The 22,669-nt window shown below is 72.5% G+C and carries 18 protein-coding genes and 1 pseudogene; 10 read left to right on the forward strand and 9 right to left on the reverse strand.

All coding sequences use genetic code 11. From position 1 onward, the window contains the following. Positions 1–2 precede the first annotated feature (2 nt). Positions 3–461: an HD domain-containing protein gene (locus tag ACZ5WG_RS12495; protein ID WP_468722636.1), complete on the reverse strand. Its 459-nt coding sequence runs from the start codon at positions 459–461 to the stop codon at positions 3–5. Beyond that, on the reverse strand, positions 458–1,870 hold the full coding sequence (locus tag ACZ5WG_RS12500) for a pyridoxal phosphate-dependent decarboxylase family protein (protein ID WP_468722638.1): 1,413 nt from the start codon (positions 1,868–1,870) through the stop codon (positions 458–460). The genes ACZ5WG_RS12495 and ACZ5WG_RS12500 overlap by 4 nt, the downstream gene beginning before the upstream one ends. Before the next feature lie 393 nt (positions 1,871–2,263). Between ACZ5WG_RS12500 and ACZ5WG_RS12505 the strand changes: the two genes are divergently transcribed. After that, positions 2,264–2,869: a DUF4232 domain-containing protein gene (locus ACZ5WG_RS12505; RefSeq protein WP_468722640.1), complete on the forward strand. Its 606-nt coding sequence runs from the start codon at positions 2,264–2,266 to the stop codon at positions 2,867–2,869. Further along, complete coding sequence (locus ACZ5WG_RS12510; RefSeq protein ID WP_468722642.1) at positions 2,866–3,504, forward strand: AAA family ATPase; 639 nt, start codon at positions 2,866–2,868, stop codon at positions 3,502–3,504. The genes ACZ5WG_RS12505 and ACZ5WG_RS12510 overlap by 4 nt, the downstream gene beginning before the upstream one ends. A 119-nt stretch (positions 3,505–3,623) precedes the next feature. Here ACZ5WG_RS12510 and ACZ5WG_RS12515 read toward each other — a convergent pair whose 3' ends face one another. The 3 genes from ACZ5WG_RS12515 to ACZ5WG_RS12525 all read right to left on the reverse strand — a co-directional run bounded on the left by ACZ5WG_RS12515 (position 3,624) and on the right by ACZ5WG_RS12525 (position 8,156). Beyond that, the gene (locus tag ACZ5WG_RS12515; RefSeq protein WP_468722644.1) at positions 3,624–6,017 is read right to left on the reverse strand and encodes an ABC transporter permease; all 2,394 of its coding nucleotides are present in this window, start codon (positions 6,015–6,017) and stop codon (positions 3,624–3,626) included. Beyond that, complete coding sequence (locus tag ACZ5WG_RS12520; RefSeq protein WP_468722646.1) at positions 6,017–6,874, reverse strand: ABC transporter ATP-binding protein; 858 nt, start codon at positions 6,872–6,874, stop codon at positions 6,017–6,019. Before ACZ5WG_RS12520 ends, ACZ5WG_RS12515 begins: the two co-directional genes overlap by 1 nt. A 139-nt stretch (positions 6,875–7,013) precedes the next feature. Continuing rightward, complete coding sequence (locus tag ACZ5WG_RS12525; protein ID WP_468722648.1) at positions 7,014–8,156, reverse strand: SpoIIE family protein phosphatase; 1,143 nt, start codon at positions 8,154–8,156, stop codon at positions 7,014–7,016. Positions 8,157–8,273: 117 nt separating this feature from the next. Between ACZ5WG_RS12525 and ACZ5WG_RS12530 the strand changes: the two genes are divergently transcribed. After that, positions 8,274–9,509 carry a GNAT family N-acetyltransferase gene (locus ACZ5WG_RS12530; protein WP_468722650.1) on the forward strand — a complete coding sequence of 412 codons (1,236 nt, stop codon included), beginning with the start codon at positions 8,274–8,276 and terminating at the stop codon, positions 9,507–9,509. A 121-nt stretch (positions 9,510–9,630) separates the two neighbouring features. Here ACZ5WG_RS12530 and ACZ5WG_RS12535 read toward each other — a convergent pair whose 3' ends face one another. Together ACZ5WG_RS12535 and ACZ5WG_RS12540 are read right to left on the reverse strand one after the other, a co-directional pair. Continuing rightward, positions 9,631–10,437, reverse strand: a complete 807-nt coding sequence (locus tag ACZ5WG_RS12535) for an Fpg/Nei family DNA glycosylase (RefSeq protein ID WP_468722651.1) — start codon at positions 10,435–10,437, stop codon at positions 9,631–9,633. Positions 10,438–10,504: 67 nt separating this feature from the next. Further along, the gene (locus ACZ5WG_RS12540; protein WP_468722653.1) at positions 10,505–10,990 is read right to left on the reverse strand and encodes a ribose-5-phosphate isomerase; all 486 of its coding nucleotides are present in this window, start codon (positions 10,988–10,990) and stop codon (positions 10,505–10,507) included. A gap of 218 nt (positions 10,991–11,208) precedes the next feature. Between ACZ5WG_RS12540 and ACZ5WG_RS12545 the strand changes: the two genes are divergently transcribed. Continuing rightward, entirely contained in the window at positions 11,209–12,642 is a 1,434-nt protein-coding gene (locus ACZ5WG_RS12545; RefSeq protein WP_468722655.1) for an amino acid permease, read from the forward strand. Between the two features lie 84 nt (positions 12,643–12,726). Here the strand turns inward: ACZ5WG_RS12545 and ACZ5WG_RS12550 are convergent, their stop codons facing one another. After that, positions 12,727–13,308 carry a biotin transporter BioY gene (locus tag ACZ5WG_RS12550; RefSeq protein ID WP_468722656.1) on the reverse strand — a complete coding sequence of 194 codons (582 nt, stop codon included), beginning with the start codon at positions 13,306–13,308 and terminating at the stop codon, positions 12,727–12,729. A gap of 285 nt (positions 13,309–13,593) precedes the next feature. On the opposite strand from ACZ5WG_RS12550, the gene ACZ5WG_RS12555 reads away from it, so the two are divergent. The 3 genes from ACZ5WG_RS12555 to ACZ5WG_RS12565 all read left to right on the forward strand — a co-directional run bounded on the left by ACZ5WG_RS12555 (position 13,594) and on the right by ACZ5WG_RS12565 (position 17,347). Continuing rightward, positions 13,594–15,009: an amino acid permease gene (locus ACZ5WG_RS12555; protein ID WP_468722658.1), complete on the forward strand. Its 1,416-nt coding sequence runs from the start codon at positions 13,594–13,596 to the stop codon at positions 15,007–15,009. An 80-nt stretch (positions 15,010–15,089) separates the two neighbouring features. Beyond that, entirely contained in the window at positions 15,090–16,505 is a 1,416-nt protein-coding gene (locus tag ACZ5WG_RS12560) for an amino acid permease (RefSeq protein WP_468722660.1), read from the forward strand. Positions 16,506–16,690: 185 nt separating this feature from the next. After that, a complete protein-coding gene (locus tag ACZ5WG_RS12565) occupies positions 16,691–17,347 on the forward strand; it encodes a superoxide dismutase (RefSeq protein ID WP_266667030.1) in 657 nt (218 codons plus the stop codon). Positions 17,348–17,479: 132 nt separating this feature from the next. On the opposite strand, the gene ACZ5WG_RS12570 is transcribed toward ACZ5WG_RS12565, so the two are convergent. After that, positions 17,480–18,127, reverse strand: coding sequence for a mycothiol-dependent nitroreductase Rv2466c family protein (locus ACZ5WG_RS12570; protein ID WP_468722662.1), 648 nt, complete (start codon positions 18,125–18,127; stop codon positions 17,480–17,482). A 124-nt stretch (positions 18,128–18,251) separates the two neighbouring features. Here ACZ5WG_RS12570 and pepN point away from each other — a divergent pair, with 124 nt between their 5' ends. From pepN to ACZ5WG_RS12585, 3 genes and pseudogenes are all read left to right on the forward strand, one after another. Next, positions 18,252–20,810 carry an aminopeptidase N gene (gene pepN, locus ACZ5WG_RS12575; RefSeq protein ID WP_468722664.1) on the forward strand — a complete coding sequence of 853 codons (2,559 nt, stop codon included), beginning with the start codon at positions 18,252–18,254 and terminating at the stop codon, positions 20,808–20,810. Between the two features lie 158 nt (positions 20,811–20,968). Further along, a complete protein-coding gene (locus ACZ5WG_RS12580) occupies positions 20,969–21,928 on the forward strand; it encodes a hypothetical protein (protein WP_468722666.1) in 960 nt (319 codons plus the stop codon). A gap of 68 nt (positions 21,929–21,996) precedes the next feature. Then, positions 21,997–22,428 (forward strand): annotated as a pseudogene (locus ACZ5WG_RS12585) (ABATE domain-containing protein); the annotation flags it as partial. Positions 22,429–22,669: the final 241 nt, after the last annotated feature.

Below are 22,669 nucleotides of genomic sequence, written 5' to 3' on the forward strand. Positions count from 1 at the left end.
GGTCACGGTGCGGTGAGGCCGAGGAGGGAGCGGACATATGCATACTTCGCGGACAGTCGTTCCCGGGTGGGGCCGTCCAGTACGGAGAGCCGTACGGGGTCCGCGTTGTGCGCCAGGTCGGCCTCCTTGACCAGGAGGGCGCCCGGGGTGGCGAGGATCCGGGCCGCGTACTCCTCCACCGGTTCGCCGGGGCGCTTGGTGACCGCCAGGACCATGTCCTTCACCGGCTGGGGCAGAGCGGCGGAATCCAGCCATTCCCGGCTGAGCGCGTCGTCCTCGACGGCGTCGTGCAGCCAGGCCGCCGCCTGCTGCTCCGCGCTGCCGCCGCGGGCACGGACTCCCTCCGCGACGGCCGCGAGGTGCTCGGCGTACGGCCGGCCGGCCTTGTCGGTCTGGCCCTCGTGCGCGGAGCGCGCCAGGGCCTCGACCTCGAGCAGGGTCAGCGGTTGCTGCTGCGTCATGCGGTCCCCTTCGCTTTCGCTGCCGTGTGTGCCGCTGCCGCTGTACGGAGAGCCTGCGCGGCCCGGCGTACATCGGCCTGCGTGGTGCGCCAGTTGGAGAACGCTGCGCGCAGGGCGGGGGTTCCCGCGTAGACGGTGGGGGTGACGAAGACCTCCTCCTGGGCCGCCTCCCGGAGGGCCGTCAGGCGGGCCGGGGTGGGGTCCTCGGCGAGGGTGAAGCAGACGACGTTCAGGCGGACCGGGGCGAGCAGGCGGAAGGCCGGGTCCTGCTCGAGTGCGGTGCCGAAGGCTCGGGCGCAGGCGATGTCCCGCTCGACGATCTCGCGGTGGCCTTCGCGACCGTACGCGCGCAGGGTGAACCACGCGGCGAGGGCGCGCAGCCGGTGCGAGTTCTCGGGGGTGAGGTGGACCAGGTCGGGGCGCTCGCCCAGGGGGCCGAGGTAGGCGGCAGCGTTCTGGAAGACGCGGGCCTGGAGGTCTTGGCGTCGGGTGAACTGGACGGCGCTGTCGTAGGGAACGTTCAGCCACTTGTGCAGGTCGATGCAGAGGGAGTCGGAGGCGTCGAGGCCGTCGACGAGGTGGGAGTGCTCCGGGGAGAGGGCGGCGAAGGCACCGAAGGCGGCGTCGGTGTGGAGCCAGAACGCGTGGCGCTCGCGGAGGGCGGCGATGGCGCGGAGGTCGTCGAAGTCCACGGTGTTGACGGTGCCGGCGTTGGCGACGACGACGGCCGGGCCGGGGGTGTCGGCGAGGGCGCGGTCGAGGGCGGCGGGGTCGACGGCCTCGCGGCCGGGCAGGGTGGGTACGGAGATGAGGGAGCTGCGGCCGAGGCCGAGGACGGAGAGTGCCTTGGCGATGGAGGAGTGCGGGGCTCCGGACAGGACGCGGACGGGGCCGAGGGCTGCCGCGCCGTCTTCGGAGGGGGAGACGCCGAGGCGTTCGCCGAGCCACTCGCGGGCGATGGCGAGGCCAGTGGTGTTGGACATGGTGGCGCCGCTGACGAAGGTGCCGGTGTGGGCGCCGGTGAGGCCGAAGAGCTCGCGGAGCCAGGTGACCGTTTCGCGTTCGAGGTCCTGGCCGGCGCCGTCCAGGGCCGAGTTGGAGTTCTGGTCGTGGACGGCGGTCAGCCAGTCGCCGGCGAGGGCGGCGGGGGTGGCGCCGCCGGTGACGAAGCCGAGGTAGCGGGGGCCGGCGGAGGCGGAGAGGCGGGGCTCCCACCCGTCCCGGAACGCGGCGAGGGCGGCGTCCGCCCCGGCGGCGTGCTCCGGCAGGGGCTCGGGGTCCCGCGGAGGCCCGGCGGGCGGTACGACGGGACGGGCGTCCAGGGCTCCGAGGGCGTCGGCGGCGGTACGGCGGGTGGCCTCCAGGAGGTCGGGGAGGCGGGCGAGGTCGGCGGCGAGCGTGCGGTCCATGGGGGCACGGTAGGGATCCGCCGGGCGCGGCGGACCGGCCAATCGGGGGTGATTGGCCCGGCCCGCGTCTCCGAGGCCCGTCCCGCGTCTCCGGGGGCCCGTCCCCGGCCCCCGCGTGTCGTGCGGCGGCGCTGTGCGAGCGGCCCCGGGCTGCGCCGGCGCCCTGGCTCTCCGGAGCTCCGCCCCGGACGGAGCTCCGCCCCGGACCCGCGCCTCACACGCCGGCGGGGCTGGATCTGCCGCTGCACGGCCTGGAGTCGACCGGTGCGGGCGGGGCGGCGGGAGCAGGCAGGCGGGAGCCGGCCGGCCGTCAGGGGGAGGGAAACCAGGCGGAGTTGGGCGATGTCGCCCCGGTGGCGCGGGCGGGGCGGGTGGGGGTCGTAGGGTCGGGGGATGGTGAGCTTGCGGTGGGTGGCGGGGGTTGTCGGGGGTGCCGTCTTGGCGGGGGTGGTCGTGGGGTGCGATACGCCGCCGGCACCCGAGGCTGCGCCGGGGCCCACGTGGGCGGGGGCCGCACCGTCCGTCCGTGCCGCCCCGTCGGAGGCAGGGGCGCAGAAAGACTGCCCCGAGGGCGGGGTGCGGTTGCTCGAAGGGGAAGGGAATGCCGCGATGGGACTTCGGGTGACCGGCATCCAGCTGTTCAACTGCGGCACGCAGCCGTACGTACTCGAGGGCTATCCGGAGATCCGGCTGCTGGACAAGAAGCGGGTCCCGGTGGAAGTCGCGGTCGTGCACGGGGCCGAGGGGATCACGTCCGCACCGACCGGCGTGGAGGGCGCCCCTGAGAGGGTGGAGCTCCGGCCCGGCCAGGCGGCCACGGTCATGATGGTGTGGCGGAACCTGGTCACCGATGCGACCGTGCCCGCCGCCGAGGGGTGGGTGCTGGACGTGACCCCGCGGGCCGGTGCGCCCCGGGTGGAGCTGGAGCTCGACCACTCCGTCGACCTCGGGAACACCGGGAAGCTCGGGATCGGCCCCTGGAAGGCACCGGCCCGGTGATCATCTGGCTCAACGGGCCCTTCGGGGGCGGGAAGACGCAGACCGCGTACGAGCTGCAACGGCGGCTGCCCGGCAGCGTCGTGTGCGATCCGGAGCACGTCGGGTTCGGGTTGCACCGCATGCTGCCCGCGCCGCTGCGCGGGGACTTCCAGGACCTGCCGGCGTGGCGGCAGGGCGTGTTCGAGGTGCTGGACCTGGCGGCGCAGCGGCATCCGGGGCCCTTGCTCGTACCGATGACCGTGACGGAGCCGCGGTACTTCGCCGAAACGGTCGGGCGGCTGCGCGAAGCGGGCCACGACGTACGCCACTTCGCGCTGCTGGCCGAGCGGGAGACCGTACTGCGCCGCCTCGGCGAGCGCGGGCTCGGGCGCGGGCTGAAGAGGGCGAGCTTCGCAGTGGCCCGGCTCGACGGATGTCTGGAGTCGCTGCGCGGACCGGAGTTCGCCGACCACCTGGTCACCGACCATCTGACGGTGTCCCAGGTGGCGGGCCGGGTCGCGGCCGTGTCGGGGCTGTGGGCGGCCCCGGACACCGACGGCGTGCTCCGCCGAAGGCTGCGGCGCGCACTGGTCGGTGTCCGGCACATCCGGTTCGACCAAGGGGTGTCCGGCGGATCAGGGCCGGACAGCCCTTAGGCCTGACCGCGTACGACCGGGTACGGACGGACCGTCTCCTGCCCAGGGGCCGTCGCGCTCGCCTCGCTCCTGATGTGGGGGAGCGTCGCGGGCCCGGCGCGATCCCGCAGCGCGAAGGCCTACCTTCCCGGGCGGAGGACCCAGCGGGCCGGGAGGGTGGTGGCGGTCAGGCCCAGGGTCAGGGCCGCCGCCGCGAAGGAGGCGTAGAGCATCGGCGGGATGTGCGGGGGCGCCCCGGTCAGGGCCTCGGTCAGCGGGAACAGCGTGGCCAGGGCGATCGCGCTGCCGAGGGTGACGCCCGCGCCGCCGATCAGGAGGGCCTCCCAGCGCAGCATGCGGAACACCTGGCGCCGGGTGGAGCCGACGAGGCGCAGCATCCGGAGCTCCCGGCGGCGGTCGAGGACGGTCATCACCAAGGTGTTGGCGGCGGTGACGGCAGCGAAGCCGCCGAGGACGGCCGCCATCGTGGTGTTGGCCCAGGCGTTGAGCTCGCGGTCGAGGTCCTGGGCGGTGGTCCACTCCGAGACGGGCACCGCCGAGGCGGACACCGCCGGGCCGAGACCCGCCGGCACCGGGCCGCGGATCAGGAGTTCGGTGGCCTGCCCGGCCGTGGTGTGGCCGGTCAGGTCGGCCGCGGGGAGGGTGATCTGGCCGAGGCCCAGGCCGCGGGTGTAGACCGCCACGATCTCGGGAGTCACCGGAACCCCGTCCGGGAGGCGGAGTTCGATGCGGTCGCCGACGGCCGCGTGTGAGGAGTCGGCGATGCTGCGGTCCACGGCGACCGTGCCGGGTCGGAGCGCGGCGAGGCTGCCCTCGCGGACGCCCAGGTCCTCGACGGTGGTGACGTCGCCCGCGACGCCTTGGGCCGATGCGGACTGCAGTCGGCGTTCGCCGCCGCTGCCGGCCATCACGAGGACCGGGGTACGGGTGATCGCGACGCCGGCGCGGGCGTCGGAGGGCGGGTCGGTGATCACGTGGTCGGCGAGCAGTCCGGCCTCCTGCTGCTGCCGGACGGCCCGTTCCTGGCTGGTGTGCAGGAAGACCAGGGTCGAGGAGAAGGCCATGGCGAGCACGATCGGGGTGATCGCGGAGGCGAGCCGGCGGGCGTGGGCCCGGGAGTTGGCGGCGGCCAGCGAGCCGGACGCCCCGCCGGCGCGCAGCGGGAGGCCGAGTACGGCGGCGCAGGCGCGGGCGATCAGCGGGCCGAGCAGGGCCACCGCCAGCATGAAGAGCATGACGACGCCGAGCGCGGCGTTGGCTGCGTCCTCGCCGGAGCCGGTGGCGGCCAGACCGGCGCACACGGTCCCGCCGGCCACGGCAGCGAGGCCGAGCGGCGTACGGATCCACCCCGGGCGGAGGCGTTCCACGGCGGCCTCGGCCAGCGCCTGGCCGGGGCGGATCCGGGCGGGCCGGCGGGCGGCGGCCCAGCCGGCGAGCAGCGCGGCGACGAGGCCGATGCCGACGGCCGAGGCCAGGGGGATCCAGGAGACGGCGAGGCCGACCCCGGCGGGGATCGCGCCCTTCGCCTTGAGCTGCCCGAACCACCAGGCGGCGAGGCCGATTCCGGGTACGCAGCCCAGCGCGCCCGCGACGGGTGCGACGAGCAGGGCTTCGGTGGCGACGGTGCGGCGGATCTGCCGCGGGGTGGCTCCGACCGCTCGCAGCAGGGCGAACTCGCGGGAGCGCTGCCCGACGGAGAGCGCGACCGTCGCGGCGGCGGTGAAGACGGCGACCAGGGTGGCGGTCCCGCCGAAGGAGCCGCCGAGGCCGGTCAGCATCGCCTTGGCACCCGCGAGCTGCGGGTCCACGGCGCGGGCGGTGCCGGTCAGCACCTGGGCGCGGCCGTCGACGGCGGCGCGGACCCGGGCCGGGTCGGCGTCGAGCAGGACGACGGCGTCGAGGGTGCCGGGGTGCCCGGAGAGGGTCCGGGCCTCGGCGTCGGAGAACCAGGCGCCGGTGCCTTCGGCGTGTCCCACGACGCGGAACTCCCTCTTCCCGACCGGGGTGTCGAGCGACACCCGGTCACCTGCGAACCCCGTACCCGTGCCCGTGCCCGTGCCCTTGCCCAGCACGACCTCGCCCGGAGCCGCCGGGGCCCGGCCCTGGCCGAGCCGCGCACCCGTGAAGGCCGACGCCCCCCAGCCCGAAGCCTCCACGGCAGGGCCCGCGTCCCCGCGTACGGGGAAGACCACGTCGGGGACGGCCCGCCCGAGCGGAGCCAGCCGCTCGAGCAGGGCGGCATCGACCCGGGCCCGCTCCGGCACCTGCACGGATTCCTCGTACGAGCCTTCGCCGCTGCCCACCCGCAGGCGGATCTGCTGGTCGGCGGCCACGACGACGGGGGCCTGGGCGTAGCGGGTGGGCGGGACGCTCGCCCGGACTCCGCTCTCCAGCAGGATGCCGCAGGCGGAGACGATGGCGACGGTCATGAGCAGGGCGATGAAGGTGCCGGCGAAGGCGGCGGGGCGGAAGCGGACCGCCGCCCGGGCCAGGCCGTTGGGGCGGAGCAGCATCAGGCGGCCGCTCCCGCGTACGCCGGGGCGGTGAGGGCGGTCATCCGGTCGGCGATGGTCGCGGCGGAGCTGTGCGGCAGCCGGTCCGCGATCAGTCCGTCGGCGAGGAAGAGCACCTGGTCGGCGTGGGCGGCGGCGGCCGGGTCGTGGGTGACCATGACGATGGTGGCGCCCATGGAGTCCACGGCGGCCCGGAGCAGTCCGAGGACCTCGGCTGCGGTGGCGGTGTCGAGGGCGCCGGTGGGTTCGTCGGCGAAGACGACGTCGGGCCGGGTGACCAGGGCCCGCGCGATGGCGACGCGCTGCTGCTGGCCGCCGGAGAGCTCGGCGGGGCGGCGCCGGCCCTTGCCCTCGAGGCCGACGCGGGCGAGCAGGTCGGCGGCCCGGGCCCGGTCCTGGCGGCCGCCGGCGAGCCGCATCGGGAGCAGCACGTTCTGCTCCACGGTGAGGGAGGGCAGCAGGTTGAAGGCCTGGAAGACGAAGCCGAGGCGGCTGCGGCGCAGCTCGGTGAGCTCGTTCTCGTTCATGCCGGTGATCTCGGTGCCGCCGAGGCGGACGGAGCCCGCGGTGGGCAGGTCGAGTCCGGCCGCGCACTGCAGGAAGGTGGACTTGCCGGAGCCGGAGGGGCCCATCACCGCGGTGAAGCTGCCGCGCGGCAGGCTGAGGTCGATCCCCCGCAGCGCGTGCACGGTGGCGGCCCCCCGCCCGTACTCGCGGCGTACGCCGCGCAGCTCGACGGCGGCGGTGCTGTCGTACGGCGACTCGTACCGCGTCTCGTGTCCCGTGCCGTGACCTGTGCCGTGACCCGTGCCGCTGTGCGCCGTCTCGCGCTGTCGCCTGCTGCGCCGGAGCCCCATGGTGTGCCGCCCTCCGTGTCCGCCGATGATCGTGGTCTCGACGTTACGGACGGAGGTGCCGGGGCGGACATGGCGCAGCCAGGCGGATCGCCGGTGGGGAAAACCCCACCCCGGCGGACCCGCCCCGGCGGACCCGCGCTCAGGGCGAGCGGCGGATCAGGAGCAGCGCGCGGTCGTCGTTGACGTCCTTGGCGACCTTTTCGATCAGGTGCCAGGCAGCGCCGTCCCAGCCGGCGGCGACGTAGCGGTCGGCTTCGCCGGTGAGGCGGTCGATGCCCTCGCTGATGTCCCGGTCGGCGGTCTCGACCAGGCCGTCCGTGAAGAGCATGAGGACGTCGCCGCGGCGCAGGTTGCCGCGGGCGGGTTCGAACTCGGCGCCGTCGTAGACGCCGAGCAGCGGGCCCTCGCCGGACTTCTCCTGCCAGCGGCCGGTGCCCGCGGAGAGCTGGAGGGCGGGCAGGTGGCCGGCGGAGAGGAGCTCGTAGTCGCCGGTCTCCAGGTCCAGGACGAGGTGGATGGAGGTGGCGAAGCCCTCGTCCCAGTCCTGGCGGAGCAGGTAGCCGTTGGCGGCGGGCAGGAAGCCGTGCGGGGGCAGGGCGCCGAGCAGGCCGCCGAACGCGCCGGACAGGAGCAGGGCACGGGAGCCGGCCTCCATGCCCTTGCCGGAGACGTCGGTCAGGACGACCTCGAGGGTCCGGCCGCCGTTCGTGCGGGCGGCGACGACGAAGTCGCCGGAGAAGGACTGGCCGCCGGCCGGGCGCAGGGCCATCTCGCGGTGCCAGCCGCGCGGCAGGGCGGGCAGCTTGCTCTGGACCCGGATGCGTTCGCGCAGGTCGAAGAGCATGGTGCCGCCGCGCCGCCAGGGCACGCCGACGCGGCTGCGGAACTGGGCGATGACCAGTCCGAAGAATCCGCAGGCGGCCACGACCAGGACCGTGCCGGGGGTGACCCGGGCGGGGCCGAGGGTGTACGGCCCGAGGACCAGGGCCTCGACGATGAGGGCCGCCGCGGACGCCGCGTACAGCGCGAGCAGGCTCGCGGGGCGCAGCAGCAGGCCGCCCGCGACGATCGGCAGGACGAGGGCGGAGGGCGAGAACCAGACCGGCAGCATGATCGTGCCGCAGGCGATGGCGGGGACGGTCAGGAGCAGCCCGGCGAAGGCGAGCCAGTCGGAGGCGTCCCCGCGGAAGTAGTCGACGGCGGATTTGCGCAGGGCGGTGCGAGCCCGGTGCGACAGCATGCGCATCCGGGCCATGAGCGTCTCCATGCGTGCTCGGGCCATTGCTTCGGGACCCTATCCATCCTGGCTGTGCATGCGCAGGGGGACCCCCGGACCCGGGGGCTCCGGCCGGTCGAAAACCCTTCGACTGTGACGGAATGCCCTGGTAAGGATGGCCGTATGGCTCTTGAGATGCGCGTATTGCAGGCTGATGAGTGGGATGTCTGGTACGACCACCTGGAACTGGCGTTCGGTGGAGTGCCCGATTCCCCCGCGGAGCGGAAACTCTACAAGTCGCTGACCGAGACGGAACGTTCACTCGGGGTGTGGGACGGCGAGACCTGTGTGGGCTCGGCCGGGGCCTTCACCTTCCGCCTCTCGGTGCCGGGCGGTGCGCTGGTTCCGGCCGCCGGGGTCACGACGGTGGGCGTCTCCCCCACCCACCGCCGGCGCGGGGTGCTGACCTCGATGATGCGCCGGCAATTGGACGACATCCGGGCGGGTGGAGAACCGATCGCCGTGCTGACGGCCTCGGATCCGGCGATCTACGGGCGTTTCGGCTACGGCACCGCGACGTACGCGATGGCCGTGGACATCGACACGACGCGGGTACGGCTGTCCGTGCCGCCGGGGACGGACGACGTACGGCTGCGGCTCGTCGATCCGGAGAAGGCGCTGGCCGACTGCGAGCGGGTGTACGCGGGGCTCGTCGCGGGGCGGCCCGGGATGCCGGCCCGGCAGCCGGGCTGGGAGCGGCAGGGCCTGCTGGACCCGGCGGCCGTGCGGGACGGCGCGTCGCCGCTGAAGTGCGTGGTCGCGGAGGGGGCGGACGGCGAGGTCGTCGGGTACGCGCGCTACCGGGTCAAGCCCGACTGGGACCAGAGCGGTTCGGACGGCAAGGTCAGCGTCCTGCAGGTGGAGGCGTTGGAGCCGGCTGCGTACGCGGCGCTGTGGCGGTTCTTCTTCGGCATCGACCTGACCTGGCGGGTGCAGGCGTACGGGCGGCCCGTGGACGATCCGGTGCTGCACCTGGTCAGTGACATCCGGCGGGTCCAGGCCCGGCAGCGCGATGCCCTGCACGTACGGCTGGTGGACCTGCCCGCGGCGCTGCGGGCGCGGGCGTACGGGACCGGGCTGGACGTGGTCATGCAGGTCGAGGACGCGTTCTGCCCGTGGAACGAGGGCCGGTGGCGCCTGACGGCCGAGGCCGGGGGCCCGGTCACTTGCACCCGCTCGGACGAGCCGGCGGAGCTGGAGCTGTCGGTGCGCGAGCTGGGCTCGGCGTACCTGGGCGGGGTCGCGCTGACCGCCCTGGCGGCGGCCGGCCGCGTCCGCGAACTGCGCCCGGGCGCGGTGGCGGAGGCCTCGCGGGCCTTCGCGGGCGACGTGGCGCCCTGGCTCCCGCACGGGTTCTGACCCGGGGCGCGGGTACCTCCGGCGCTGTGCCCGGGCGGCGGAACCGGGCCTCGGGCGGCGCGGGTGTGTCCGTGCGCCGGCGGGCCGGCCCGTGGGCCCGCCCCGTCCGCCCGGCTCCGCGCTAGCGGGTCTGGCACCCCGGGCACCAGAAGAGGTTCCGCGCCGCCAGGCCGGCGGTGCGGACCTCGGCCCCGCAGATGTGGCAGGGCATGTTCGCCCTGCGGTAGACGTACACCTCGCCGCCGTGGTCGTCCACGCGCGGCGGGCGGCCCATGGCCTCGGGCAGGTGCTCGTCGCGGACGGTGTCGATCCGGTTGTTCCGTACGCCCTCGCGCATCAGCACCGCCAGGTCCGCCCACATGGCGTCCCACTCACCGCGCGTGAGGTCCCTGCCCAGCCGGTACGGGTCGATGCCGTGCCGGAAGAGGACCTCGGCGCGGTAGACGTTGCCGACGCCCGCGATCACCTTCTGGTCCATGAGCAGGGCGGCGACGGTGGTGCGGGAGCGGGAGATCCGCGTCCAGGCGCGGTCCGGGTCGTCGGCCGGGCGCAGCGGGTCGGGGCCGAGCCGCTCGTGTATCGCCTTCTTCTCGGCGTCGCCGATCAGTGCGCAGGCCGTGGGGCCGCGCAGATCGGCCCAGTGCTCCGCGTTGAGCAGCCGCAGCCGGACCGTGTCGGTGGCCGGGGGCGCCGGGGCGGGACCGAAGCCGAGCTTGCCGAACAGGCCGAGGTGGATGTGGATCCAGGCATCGCCGAGTTCCAGGAACAGGTGCTTGCCGTGTGCCTCGGCGCCCTCCAGGTCCCGCCCGTCGAGCAGCGCCGCGCTCTCGGCGAAGCGGCCCTGCGGGCTGCTCACCCGGACCGGCCGCCCGGCGAAGCGCTCGGCGTGGTCCTGGGCGAGGCGGTGGATCGTATGCCCCTCGGGCACGGCGCTGCTCCTACGTCTGGAAACGGCCGTGCCGCCGGGGGCTCCGGCGGCACGGCGAAGCGGAAGATCAGCCCTGCGGGTGGTGGGCCGGGATCGGGGGGAGCTCGCCGGTGGTCTCGTACGCGGAGAGCATCTCGATGCGGCGGGTGTGGCGCTCCTCGTCGGAGTACGGGGTCGCCAGGAAGGCCTCGATGAAGCTGACGGCCTCGTCCTGGGTGTGCATGCGGCCGCCGACGGAGATCACGTTGGCGTTGTTGTGCTCACGGCCGAGCTTCGCGGTCTCGACGCTCCAGGCAAGGATGGCGCGGACGCCCTTGACCTTGTTCGCGGCGATCTGCTCGCCGTTGCCGGAGCCGCCGATCACGATGCCGAGGGCGTCGGCGTCCGCGGCGGTCTTCTCCGCGGCGCGCAGGCAGAACGGCGGGTAGTCGTCCACCGCGTCGTAGATGTGGGGCCCGCAGTCGACGGGCTCGTGGCCGTTGTTCTTGAGCCAGTCCACCAGGTGGTTCTTGAGCTCAAAGCCGGCATGGTCGGATCCGAGGTACACGCGCATGGGACGAGTGTGGCACGAGCGTGCCGGAAGGCCCGCAGAGGGTGTCGCGTAAGTCACTTCTAAAGCTCAAGTAAACCCAAAGAACGCAGATGGGACAGGGGGGACCAAGGTCCTGGACGTTCGTCCCTACGCAACGATCCGGATTGGGGTCTTCCGCCCTGCGTTCATCTCAGGTTTGAATGCCGGGGCTCGCAACCCGAGAACCTAAGGATCCGTCCATGAGCTCCACGACGACCCTTCAGAAGGAAGGCAACCCCACCGGAAACAACGGTGACGGTCAGCCCTCCGACGGTCTGAAGGCCGGTCTCAAGAACCGCCACCTGTCCATGATCGCCATTGGCGGTGTCATTGGCGCCGGCCTGTTCGTCGGCTCCGGCGGCGGTATCGCCAAGGCCGGCCCCGCCATCCTGATCTCGTACCTCCTCGTCGGCGCGATGGTCGTCTTCGTGATGCGGATGCTCGGCGAGATGGCCGCCGCCAGCCCGAACTCGGGCTCCTTCTCCGCATACGCCGACCGCGCGCTCGGCCGCTGGGCCGGCTTCTCCATCGGCTGGCTGTACTGGTTCTTCTGGGTCGTCGTGCTCGCCGTGGAGGCGACCGCCGGTGCGAAGATCCTCGAGGGCTGGGTCCCGGCCGTCCCGCAGTGGGGCTGGGCCCTGATCGTGATGGTGGTCCTGACGATCACCAACCTCGGCTCCGTCTCCTCCTACGGCGAGTTCGAGTTCTGGTTCGCCGGCATCAAGGTCGTCGCCATCGGCGCCTTCGTGGTCGTCGGCATGCTCGCCGTCTTCGGCGTGCTGCCGGGTTCGGACAACCCGGGCGCGGGCTTCGCCCACCTCACCGACGCCGGCGGCTTCATGCCCAACGGCTGGGGCTCCATCCTCACCGGTGTGCTGATGGTCGTCTTCTCCTTCATGGGCAGCGAGATCGTCACGCTGGCCGCCGGTGAGTCCGAGGACCCGCGCCGCGCGGTCACCAAGGCCACCAACTCGGTGATCTGGCGCATCGGCGTCTTCTACCTGGGCTCGATCTTCATCGTGCTCACCCTGCTGCCGTGGAACGACAAGTCGATCGTCGACAAGGGCTCGTACGTCGCCGCCCTGGACTCCATCGGCATCGCGCACGCCGGCCAGATCATGAACGTGATCGTCCTGACCGCCGTGCTGTCCTGCCTGAACTCGGGCATGTACACGGCCTCCCGCATGGCCTTCTCGCTGGGCGAGCGCGGTGACGCACCCAAGGTCTTCGCCAAGGTCAACAAGAGGGGCGTGCCCACGGCCGCGATCCTGGGCTCGGTGGTCTTCGGCTTCGCCGCCGTCTACTTCAACTACTCCTCTCCGGACACGGTCTTCAGCTTCCTGCTGAACTCCTCGGGTGCGATCGCGCTCTTCGTGTGGCTGGTCATCTGCCTGACCCAGCTGCGGATGCGCAAGATCCTGGTGCGCGAGGCGCCGGACAAGCTGACGGTCAAGATGTGGCTCTTCCCGTACCTGACGTGGGCCACCGCCGCGATGATCACCTTCGTCCTGGCCTACATGGTCTACGACAAGGACAACCGCGAGACGGTCATGCTGTCGCTGCTGGTCGCCGCCGTCGTGCTGGTCATCGGCGTGGTGCGCGACATGCGCCGCAAGGCTGCCGAGCGCGTCTAGGCGGGCATGCGGACAAGCACGGCAGCCCCGGACCACTTCGCGTGGTCCGGGGCTGCCGTGCTTGCAGCGCTTGCCGTACGGAGGCTACTTGCGGCCGGCCAGCTTCCAGGTGGCGGGCAGCAGACCCATGGCCAGGGCCGCCTTGAGCGCATCGCCGATCAGGAACGGGGTCAGACCCGCCGCAACGGCCGCGCCGAAGGACATCCCGGTGGACAGCGCCAGGTACGGCACGCCCACCGCGTAGATCAGGGCGGAGCCCAGCGCCATCGTGGCGGCCGTGCGGAGCACCGAGCGGTCGGCGCCGCGGCGGGCCAGGGCGCCCACGACGGTGGCGGCGAGCAGCATGCCGAGCACGTAGCCGAAGGAGGCGCCGCCCGCGCCGGAGGTGCCGCCCGCGAACCACGGCACGCCCGCCATACCGGCGAGCGCGTAGAGGGCGAGCGAGAGGAAGCCGCGGCGGGCACCGAAGGCGGTACCCACCAGCAGGGCCGCGAAGGTCTGGCCGGTGACCGGGACCGGGGAGCCGGGGACGGGCACCGAGAGCTGCGCGGCCAGGCCGGTGAGCGCGGCTCCGCCGACGACGAGCGCGATGTCGCGGACGCGGCTCGCGGGCAGCAGGTCGGCGAGGACGGCGCCGGGGCGGAAGGAGACGGAAGCAGTGCTCATCGGAGGCTCCGCGGAGTGAGGGTGACGGGACGATCACCGACGCTAATGCGCGGCAGGGCCCCTCCCCACCTCCGGCCGGGACAAAGCCCTACTCACCGGTTTGGTGGGGAGTGCACAAAGAGGCCGGTTCACACCTGCATTGCAGTGATCCGCGTCACGAGCCAGATTCAGACAACACGTCCGTTTTGCACGGAGGGGCGCCGTCCGGCGAGACTGTAGGGTCCCGCCAATCCTCTGCGGAGCCCCCACCGCCGCTGCCGAGCACGAGAGTACGAGCACCCACTCATGCGCGACCGCTTGCCCACCGCACCGCCCACCGGGCCCACCCCGACTCCGGGGACCGAGATGCCGGCGGAACCCCTCAGTCACAGTCTCAAGCAGCGCCACCTGACCATGCTGGGTCTGGGCGGCGTGATCGGCGCCGGGCTGTTCGTCGGCTCCGGCGCCGGCATCGGCATCGCCGGCCCGGCGATCATCTGCTCGTACCTGCTGGCGGGCGCCCTCGCCATGCTGGTGATGCGCGCGCTCGGCGAGATGTCGGCGGCGATGCCCGCCTCCGGCTCGTTCTCCGTGTACGCGGAGCGGGCGCTCGGCCGCTGGGCCGGTTTCTCGGCGGGCTGGCTCTACTGGTTCCTTCTGGTCGTGGTGCTGGCCGTGGAGGCCACCGGCGCGGCGAAGATCGCGAACGGCTGGCTGCCCTCGGTCGACCAGTGGGTCTGGGTGCTGGTCTTCATGGTGGTCTTCACCGTGAGCAACCTGGCCGCCGTGAAGAACTTCGGCGAGTTCGAGTTCTGGTTCGCGGCCCTCAAGGTCGGCGCGATCGTGCTGTTCCTCATCCTCGGCACCCTCGCGGTCTTCGGGCTGCTCCCGGACACGGACCCGGTCGGCACGGCCAACCTCACCGGCCGGGGAGGCTTCTTCCCCGAGGGCTTCGGCGGGGTGGTGGCCGGCATGCTCGCCGTCATCTTCGCCTTCGGCGGCCTGGAGGTCGTCACCATCGCGGCCGCCGAGTCCGACGACCCGGCCAAGTCCGTGGCCCGCGCGGTGCGCAGCGCCGTGTGGCGCATCCTCTTCTTCTACGTCGGCTCGATGGTGGTCATCGTCACCCTGCTGCCGTGGGACTCGCTGAAGCCGGGCGAGAGCCCGTATGTCGCAGTGCTGGACTCCATCGGGATCCCGGCGGCCGGCCAGATCATGAACATCGTGGTGTTCGTGGCGCTGCTCTCCGCGCTCAACGCCAACCTGTACGGCTCCTCCCGCATGGTGTTCTCGCTGGCCGAGCGCGGCGAGGCGCCCGAGGCGCTGCTGAAGGTGTCCGGCGGCGGAGTGCCGCGCCGGGCCGTGTTCGCCTCGGTGTCCTTCGGCTTCGTGTCGGTGGTGCTGAACCTGCTGTGGCCGGACACGGTCTTCCTCTACATGCTCAACGCGGTCGGCGCGGTGCTGCTGTTCGTGTGGGCGCTGATCGCGGTCTCGCAGCTGAAGCTGCGCCGCACGCTGGAGCGGGACATGCCGGAGCGCCTCACGCTGCGGATGTGGTGCTTCCCGTACCTGACGTGGGCGGCGCTGCTCGGCATGGCGGCGGTGCTGGTGCTGATGCTGTTCGACGACTCGGCGCGACCGCAGCTGCTGTGGTCCACCGGTGCGGCCGCGGCCGTCCTGGTGGTGGCGTGGGTGCGGGAGATCCGGGCGCGCCGGGCCTGACGCCTTCGGGCCCGCCCTGCCCGCCGTCCGGATATTGGACACCCAATGTTCGATAACCGGACGGTGGGCAGTATGTCCCCATGAGTCAGAGCACCATCACACCCCCCGAGCAGCAGCACGGCACGGCAGCGCCGGCCGACGGCGGATCCCCCCTCGGCAACGGCCTCAAGCAGCGACACCTCTCGATGATCGCCCTCGGCGGGGTCATCGGCGCCGGCCTCTTCGTCGGCTCCGGCGCCGGCATCGCCGCCGCGGGTCCCTCGATCGTGATCGCGTACGCCGCATCCGGGCTGCTCGTGATGTTCGTGATGCGGATGCTCGGCGAGATGTCCGCCGCGAACCCCGCCTCCGGCTCGTTCTCCGTGCACGCGGACCGGGCGATCGGCCCCTGGGCCGGGTTCACGGCCGGCTGGATGTTCTGGACGCTGCTGTGCGTGGGCGTGGCCATCGAGGCGATCGGCGCGGCGCACATCATGACCGGCTGGTTCCCCGGCACTCCGTCCTGGATGTGGGTGCTGGCCTTCATGGCCCTGTTCTGCGGCACCAACCTGGCCGCCGTCTCCCATTTCGGCGAGTTCGAGTTCTGGTTCGCCGCCCTCAAGATCGGTGCGATCGCGCTGTTCCTGGGCCTGGGCGTGCTGGCCGTCCTGGGCCTGATGCCCGGCACCTCCTCCCCCGGCGCCGCCAACCTGCTTCACGACGGCGGGTTCCTGCCCAACGGCATGGACGGCCTGCTGGTCGGACTGCTGGCCTCGGTCGTCGCGTACGGCGGGCTGGAGACGGTGACCATCGCGGCCGCCGAGTCCGACAACCCCGTCAAGGGCGTGGCCCGGGCCGTGAAGACCACCATGTGGCGGATCGCGATCGTCTACGTCGGCTCCATGCTGGTCATCGTCACGCTGCTGCCGTGGAACGACCCGGCGGTGACCGGGGAGGGCCCGTACGCCGCCACCCTGGACCACCTGGGCATCCCGGCCGCCGGCGAGATCATGAACGTGGTCATCCTGATCGCCCTGCTGTCGGCGATGAACGCCAACATCTACGGCTCCTCGCGGATGGCGCACTCGCTCGTCTCCCGCGGCCAGGGCCCCAAGGCGCTGGGCAAGGTCAGCGGCCGGGTGCCGCGCCGCGCGGTGCTCGCCTCCTGCGGGTTCGGCTTCGTCACCGTGCTGCTGTCGTACTGGTACCCGGACACCCTGTTCGCGTGGCTGCTGAACATGGTCGGCGGGGTCATCCTCGTCGTCTGGGGCTTCATCGCCGTCTCGCAGTTCGTGCTGCGGCGCCGGCTGGAGCGGGAGGCCCCCGAGAAGCTGGTCGTGAAGATGTGGGGCTTCCCGTACCTGACCTGGGTGGCGCTGGCCGGGGTGGCCGGGGTCCTGGTCCTGATGGTCCTGGGCGAGGACACCCGGGTCCAGGTGGTGTTCACCGGCGGCCTCACCCTTGCCCTCGCGGCGACCGGCTACGTGATGCAGCGCCGGGCTGCGGCCCGGGCCTGACCGGCCCTCGTACGACGAAGGCGCTCCCCTTGCCACCGGGCACGGGGAGCGCCTTCGTCGTACCCGGGGCACACCCGACGAGGTCAGGTGACCCTTACGTGATCAGCGGAATAGATACTGCTAGCGTGCAGTTGCGCATTGATTGCAATAAGCAGTTGGCACGCTGAGGGGACCGGATAACACGCATGGCCATCTACACGCTTCCTGAGCTTCCGTACGACTACGCGGCGCTCGAGCCGGTGATCAACCCGCAGATCATCGAGCTGCACCACGACAAGCACCACGCGGCCTACGTCGCCGGCGCCAACACCACGCTGGAGCAGCTGGAGGAGGCGCGCGACAAGGAGAACTGGGGCGCGCTGAACGGCCTGGAGAAGAACCTGGCCTTCCACCTCTCCGGCCACATCCTGCACAGCATCTACTGGCACAACATGGCCAGCCCGAAGACCGGTGAGGGCGGCGGCGAGCCCACCGCCGCGGACGGCATCGGCGAGCTCGCGGACGCCATCACCGAGTCCTTCGGCTCCTTCGCGAAGTTCAGGAAGCAGCTGACGTTCGCGTCCTCCGCCACGCAGGGCTCCGGCTGGGGCGTGCTCGCGTACGAGCCGGTCAGCGGCCGCCTGCTCGTCGAGCAGATCTACGACCACCAGGGCAACGTCGGCCAGGCCTCGGTGCCGATCCTGGTCTTCGACGCCTGGGAGCACGCCTTCTACCTGCAGTACAAGAACCAGAAGGTGGACTTCATCGAGGCCATGTGGAACGTCGTCAACTGGCAGGACGTGGCCAAGCGCTACGCCGACGCCAAGGCGAACACCCCGCTGCTGATCCCCGCCAAGGGCTGATCACGGCCCCACCGAGCCCGCCCGCCTCGTGATCGTCTTCTCAGCCTTCGCGTGCGGGCGTGTCCAACGGAAGACCCCCGCAAGGACGTGACTTGCGGGGGTCTTCCGTACCTTCTGCGTCCGCCGGGCGGTCTACTCGAACGACGGGCCCTTGGTACGGGTGCGCTTGATCTCGTAGAAGCCGGGGGTGGAGGCGACCAGCAGGGTGCCGTCCCACAGCCGGGCCGCGGCCTCGCCGCGCGGGGTCGGGGTGACGACCGGCCCGAAGAAGGCCACCTCGTCGCCCTCGGCGCCGGGCACGGAGATCACCGGGGTGCCGACCTCCTGGCCGACGCGCTCGATGCCGTTGTTGTGGGAGTCGCGCAGCACCTGGTCGTACTCGTCGGAGTCGGCGTAGGCGAGCAGCTCGGCCGGCAGGCCGACCTCCTCCAGCGCCTCGGCGATGACCTCGCGGGTCGCGCCCTTGTCCTCGTTGTGGATCCGGGTGCCGAGCGCGGTGTAGAGCTTGCCGGTGATCTCGTCACCGTGCTTCTGCTGGGCCGCGATGACCACGCGGACCGGGGCCCAGCCCTTGGGGCCGAGGATTTCGCGGTAGTGCTCGGGCAGTTCGTCGAGCTTGTTCTCGTTGAGGACGGCGAGGCTCATCACGTGCCAGCGCACCTCGACGTCGCGGACCTTCTCGACCTCCAGCATCCAGCGGGACGTCATCCAGGCCCAGGGGCAGAGCGGGTCGAACCAGAAGTCGACCGGGGTCTTCTCTCGCACCTGGGTGTCGGCCATGTCTCTCCTCGTATCGCTTGGGTACCACGCGTCCTGTTCCCCCTCGCCAACCAGGCCAGGACCGTCCGCATTCCCCCGTGGGAGGATTCGATCAGGTATCGCGATCACGCACGAAGGAGTGCACGTGCCCGGAGAGAATCTGTCCCGTGACGAGGCCCGTGAGCGGGCCGAGCTGCTGTCCGTCGACGGGTACGAGGTGGTCCTCGACCTGAGGTCCGCCGTGGACGAGGCCGAACCGGCCGAAGGCCCCCGGACCTTCCGGTCGGTGACCACGATCCGCTTCCGGGCCGCGGCACCCGGCTCGGCCACCTTCGCGGACCTCGTCGCCCCGTCGGTGAACTCCGTCACACTCAACGGGCGCGCGTTGGACCCGGCCGCCGTCTTCGACGGGGCGCGGATCGCCCTGACCGGGCTGGCCTCCGAGAACGTCCTCGTGGTGGACGCGAACTGCGCGTACAGCCGGACGGGCGAGGGCATGCACCGCTTCGTGGACCCGGAGGACGGCGAGGTCTACCTCTACACGCAGTACGAGCCGGCCGATGCCCGGCGGGTGTACGCCAACTTCGAGCAGCCCGACCTGAAGGCGCCCTACCGCTTCGAGGTGACCGCGCCGGAGGGCTGGCAGGTCTGGAGCAACGGCGCGGAGGAGTCCCGCGAGGGACAGACGCGGCGGTTCGCCGAGACCGCGCCGATCTCCACGTACATCACGTGCGTGGTGGCGGGCCCGTACCACTACGTGACGGACACCTACACGCGCGGGGACCTGACGATCCCGCTGGGCGCGATGTGCCGCAAGGGGCTGGCGAAGCACTTCGACGCGGACGACGTCTTCCTGGTCACCAAGCAGGGCTTCGACTTCTTCCACGAGCACTTCGACTACCCGTACCCCTTCGGGAAGTACGACCAGGCCTTCGTGCCCGAGTACAACCTGGGCGCGATGGAGAACCCGGGGATGGTGACCTTCCGCGAGGAGTACATCTTCCGCGGGAAGGTGACGCGGGCCGCGTACGAGCGCCGCTGCAACACGATCCTGCACGAGATGGCCCACATGTGGTTCGGCGACCTCGTCACCATGAAGTGGTGGGACGACCTGTGGCTGAAGGAGTCCTTCGCGGACTTCATGGGCTCCTTCTCGCAGGTGGACGCGACCCGGTTCGACCAGGCGTGGGTGACCTTCGCCAACAGCCGCAAGGCGTGGGCGTACCGGGCCGACCAGCTGCCCTCCACGCACCCGATCACGGCCGACATCCGTGACCTGGAGGACGCGAAGCTCAACTTCGACGGCATCACGTACGCCAAGGGCGCGGCGGTGCTCAAGCAGCTGGTGGCGTACGTGGGGCGGGACGCGTTCCTCGAGGGCGCGCGGCGCTACTTCAAGGCCAACGCGTACGGGAACACCACGCTGGACGACCTGCTGGCGGTCCTCGGGGAGGTCTCCGGCCGGGACATGGCCGAGTGGTCGCGGGCGTGGCTGCAGACGGCCGGCGTGAACGTGCTGACGCCGGTGGTGACGTACGACGCGGGCGGCCGGGTGACCGAGCTGGCGGTGGTCCAGGAGGGCGAGGAGCTTCGCCCGCACCGGGTCGCGGTCGGCCTGTACCGGCTGGAGGACGGCTCGCTGGTGCGCTACGCGCAGGCCGAGGCGGACGTGGCGGGGGTCCGGACGGTCGTTGCGGAGCTGGCCGGGCAGGAGCGGCCCGACCTGGTGCTCGTCAACGACGAGGACCTCACCTACTGCAAGATGCGCTTCGACGAGGGCTCGCTGGAGACCCTGCGGGTGCGGCTGGGGGACGTGGCGGATCCGCTGGCGCGGGCGCTGTGCTGGTCGGCGCTGTGGAACCTGACGCGGGACGGGCTGATGCCGGCGCGCGACTTCGTCTCGCTGGTACTGGCCCACGCGGGCCGTGAGACGGACGTCGGCGTGCTGCAGATGGTGCACGCGCAGGCGCTGACCGCGGTCACGCACTACGCGGCGGCCGGCTGGCGCGAGCAGGGCGGCCGGGTGCTGTCGGCGGTCGCGCTGCAGGAGTTGCGGCTGGCGGAGCCGGGGTCGGAGCACCAGCTGACCTGGGCCCGCTTCTTCGCGGCGAGCTCGGCGACGGAGGGCGACTTCCAGCTGCTGCTGGGCCTGCTGGACGGGTCGGCGCGGATCGACGGGCTGGACGTGGACCAGGAGCTGCGGTGGGACTTCCTGCTGCCGCTGGCCGCGCACGGCGCCGTGGACGAGGCGGTGCTGACGGCGGAACTGGCGCGGGACGACACGGCTTCGGGCAAGCGGCACCAGGTGCGGTGCCTGGCGGCGCGGCCGTCCGAGGCGGTCAAGGACCAGGCGTGGGCGGCGGTGGTCGAATCCGACGCGCTGTCGAACGCGCTGGTGGAGGCGACGATCGCCGGTATGCAGCAGCCTTCGCAGCGGGCGCTGCTGGCGCCTTACGCGGAGCGCTACTTCGAGGTGATCGAGCGGATCTGGGCGGAGCGTTCGATCCAGATCGGCATGCACGTGGTGAAGGGGCTGTACCCGTCGCTGGAGGACTCGCCGGCCACGCTGGCCGCGACGGACGCCTGGCTGTCGGCCCACGAGTCGGCTCCGCCCGCGCTGCGCCGCCTGGTGCTGGAGGCCCGTGACGACCTGGCCCGCGCCCTGCGCGCGCAGGCCTGCGACGCGGCGGCCGCCGCGGTCTAGCCCTCCCGTCGGCGGGGCCGGACCTCCGGCCCCGCCGACGGAAGCGAACGGCGGTATCGGCTTTCGAACGGCCGTACTTTAGTGCGGTCTTGTCCGGATTTGTCGACGGGAAGGTAACAGGGGTTAGCAGGGCCCCGGCGAGCGGGAATCTCCGCCGCATGAACCACAACGCACCCCTCCCCCTCGCCCACCTCAGCGGTAGCCGCCCCCGCGTGCTGAGCCTCGCCCAGCTCCGCGAGCACGGCGTGAGCGCCTCCGACGCCGCCGCACGGCCCTGGCAGGAGATCCTGCCGGGGGTGTTCCTGCTCCACCCGGGCGCCGCGACCAGCGAGGAGCGCCTGCACGCCGCCCTGCTGTACGCGGGCCGCCGCGGCGGCGAGGCCATGATCACCGGACTGGCGGCCCTCGCGCTGTACCGGTTCGGCTCCGCCCCCGCGCTGACGGCCCTCGTGCAGATCGACGTGCTGGTGCCCCACACCCGCCGGCTCCGCTCCGTCGGCACCGTACGGATCGTGCGGTCGCACACCCCGCCCCGCGCGCAGCAGGTGACCGGACTGCCCGTCGCGCCCGTGGCCCGGGCCGTGGCCGACGCCGTCACCCAGCTCTCCGACGCGGGCACGGTACGCCGCCTGCTGAGCGAGGCCGTCCGCGGCGGGCACTGCGAACCCGCCGCCGTCGTACGGGAGCTGACGGTGGCCCGGCTGCTGAACCGTCCCCACGTGGTGGACGCCGTCGAGTCCCTGCTCGCCGAGGGCCGGGCCATCGCCGAGGACCGGCTGTACCAGCTCGTACGGGGCCACGAGCTCCCCGAGCCGGTCTGGAACGTGGACCTGCGCCTGCCCGGCGGCCCGCACCTGGGCGGGGTCGACGCCTTCTGGCCCGAGCAGGCCGTCGCCGTGGAGATCGACACCCGCGCACCCCGGCAGGGCGAGGACGAGCAGTTCTCGGAGGCCGTCCGCAAGCGGGAGGCCCTGGAGCGGCTCGGGGTGACCGTCCTGCACATCACCCCGCGCAAGCTCCGCGACTGGCCCGAGCAGCAGGCCGCGGTCGTCCGGACCGCCCTGACGGCGTCCTCCGACCGCGAGCCCGCCGCCTACCTGGTCGTACTCCCCCGGTGAAGGGCGGCCGGCGCCGGCCGGTCACGTACGCTTCGAGCGCTGACAGGCGTGCACGGAGGAGCGGTGGGATGGCGACACAGGCGGCGGACCCCCGCCCGCTGACGGGCGGACCGATCGCCCTGGACCTGCTGAACACGCGCTGGAACCAGGACGGCGTGCCCGCCGACCTCTTCGCCGGGGCCTTCGGGCTGACCCGGGTCGAGGGGCTCGCGATCTGGCTGCGCACCACCGGGCTGGCCGACCGCTTCCGCGCCGACGCCGCGACCCTCGTCCACCTGCTGACCGCCCGCGAGGCGCTGGCCCGCGCCGTCGCGGACCCGGCCGACGCGAGTGCCCGCGCCCTGATCGACGCCGTCCTGGAGCACGGACGGATCCGGGTCACCCTGACCGCCGAGGGGCCGGGCGAGCGGGCCGAGTTCGACGACCCGACCTGGGGTCCGGCCTGGACGGCCGCCCGCGACTACCTGGAGCTGCTGGTCTCGGCGCCCGAGCGGATCCGCGAGCACTACGCGCGCACGCGCGAGCGCTGAGAAGCCGGAAGTTGTCACACCCGGTCTGAGACCGGGCACCGCCGCACCTCCGCCAAGAGGTCGGGAAGTCGACAAAGCAACTCTCCAACCCCTGCGATTCGTACGAGTACGCCCCGGTACGGCCTCGATGGCACATCCCCTGAGCTGGCGGGAGTCCGCCATGTCAGGTCTCGGTCAAGACAACGCTCCCCAAAGAGCTGTCACTTGCGCA

It is taken from the genome of Streptomyces sp. NPDC032745 (assembly GCF_055579465.1).

Excerpts from the sequence above, each read along its gene's own strand:
- ACZ5WG_RS12550 (WP_468722656.1), bottom strand. The coding sequence starts at position 13,308 with ATGAGCACTGCTTCCGTCTCCTTCCGCCCCGGCGCCGTCCTCGCCGAC.
- ACZ5WG_RS12525 (WP_468722648.1), bottom strand. The coding sequence starts at position 8,156 with ATGGCCCGAGCACGCATGGAGACGCTCATGGCCCGGATGCGCATGCTG.
- ACZ5WG_RS12500 (WP_468722638.1), bottom strand. The coding sequence starts at position 1,870 with ATGGACCGCACGCTCGCCGCCGACCTCGCCCGCCTCCCCGACCTCCTG.
- ACZ5WG_RS12545 (WP_468722655.1), top strand. The coding sequence starts at position 11,209 with ATGAGCTCCACGACGACCCTTCAGAAGGAAGGCAACCCCACCGGAAAC.
- ACZ5WG_RS12495 (WP_468722636.1), bottom strand. The coding sequence starts at position 461 with ATGACGCAGCAGCAACCGCTGACCCTGCTCGAGGTCGAGGCCCTGGCG.
- ACZ5WG_RS12570 (WP_468722662.1), bottom strand. The coding sequence starts at position 18,127 with ATGGCCGACACCCAGGTGCGAGAGAAGACCCCGGTCGACTTCTGGTTC.
- ACZ5WG_RS12565 (WP_266667030.1), top strand. The coding sequence starts at position 16,691 with ATGGCCATCTACACGCTTCCTGAGCTTCCGTACGACTACGCGGCGCTC.
- ACZ5WG_RS12505 (WP_468722640.1), top strand. The coding sequence starts at position 2,264 with ATGGTGAGCTTGCGGTGGGTGGCGGGGGTTGTCGGGGGTGCCGTCTTG.
- ACZ5WG_RS12580 (WP_468722666.1), top strand. The coding sequence starts at position 20,969 with ATGAACCACAACGCACCCCTCCCCCTCGCCCACCTCAGCGGTAGCCGC.
- ACZ5WG_RS12520 (WP_468722646.1), bottom strand. The coding sequence starts at position 6,874 with ATGGGGCTCCGGCGCAGCAGGCGACAGCGCGAGACGGCGCACAGCGGC.
- ACZ5WG_RS12555 (WP_468722658.1), top strand. The coding sequence starts at position 13,594 with ATGCGCGACCGCTTGCCCACCGCACCGCCCACCGGGCCCACCCCGACT.
- ACZ5WG_RS12540 (WP_468722653.1), bottom strand. The coding sequence starts at position 10,990 with ATGCGCGTGTACCTCGGATCCGACCATGCCGGCTTTGAGCTCAAGAAC.
- ACZ5WG_RS12530 (WP_468722650.1), top strand. The coding sequence starts at position 8,274 with ATGGCTCTTGAGATGCGCGTATTGCAGGCTGATGAGTGGGATGTCTGG.
- ACZ5WG_RS12560 (WP_468722660.1), top strand. The coding sequence starts at position 15,090 with ATGAGTCAGAGCACCATCACACCCCCCGAGCAGCAGCACGGCACGGCA.
- ACZ5WG_RS12515 (WP_468722644.1), bottom strand. The coding sequence starts at position 6,017 with ATGCTGCTCCGCCCCAACGGCCTGGCCCGGGCGGCGGTCCGCTTCCGC.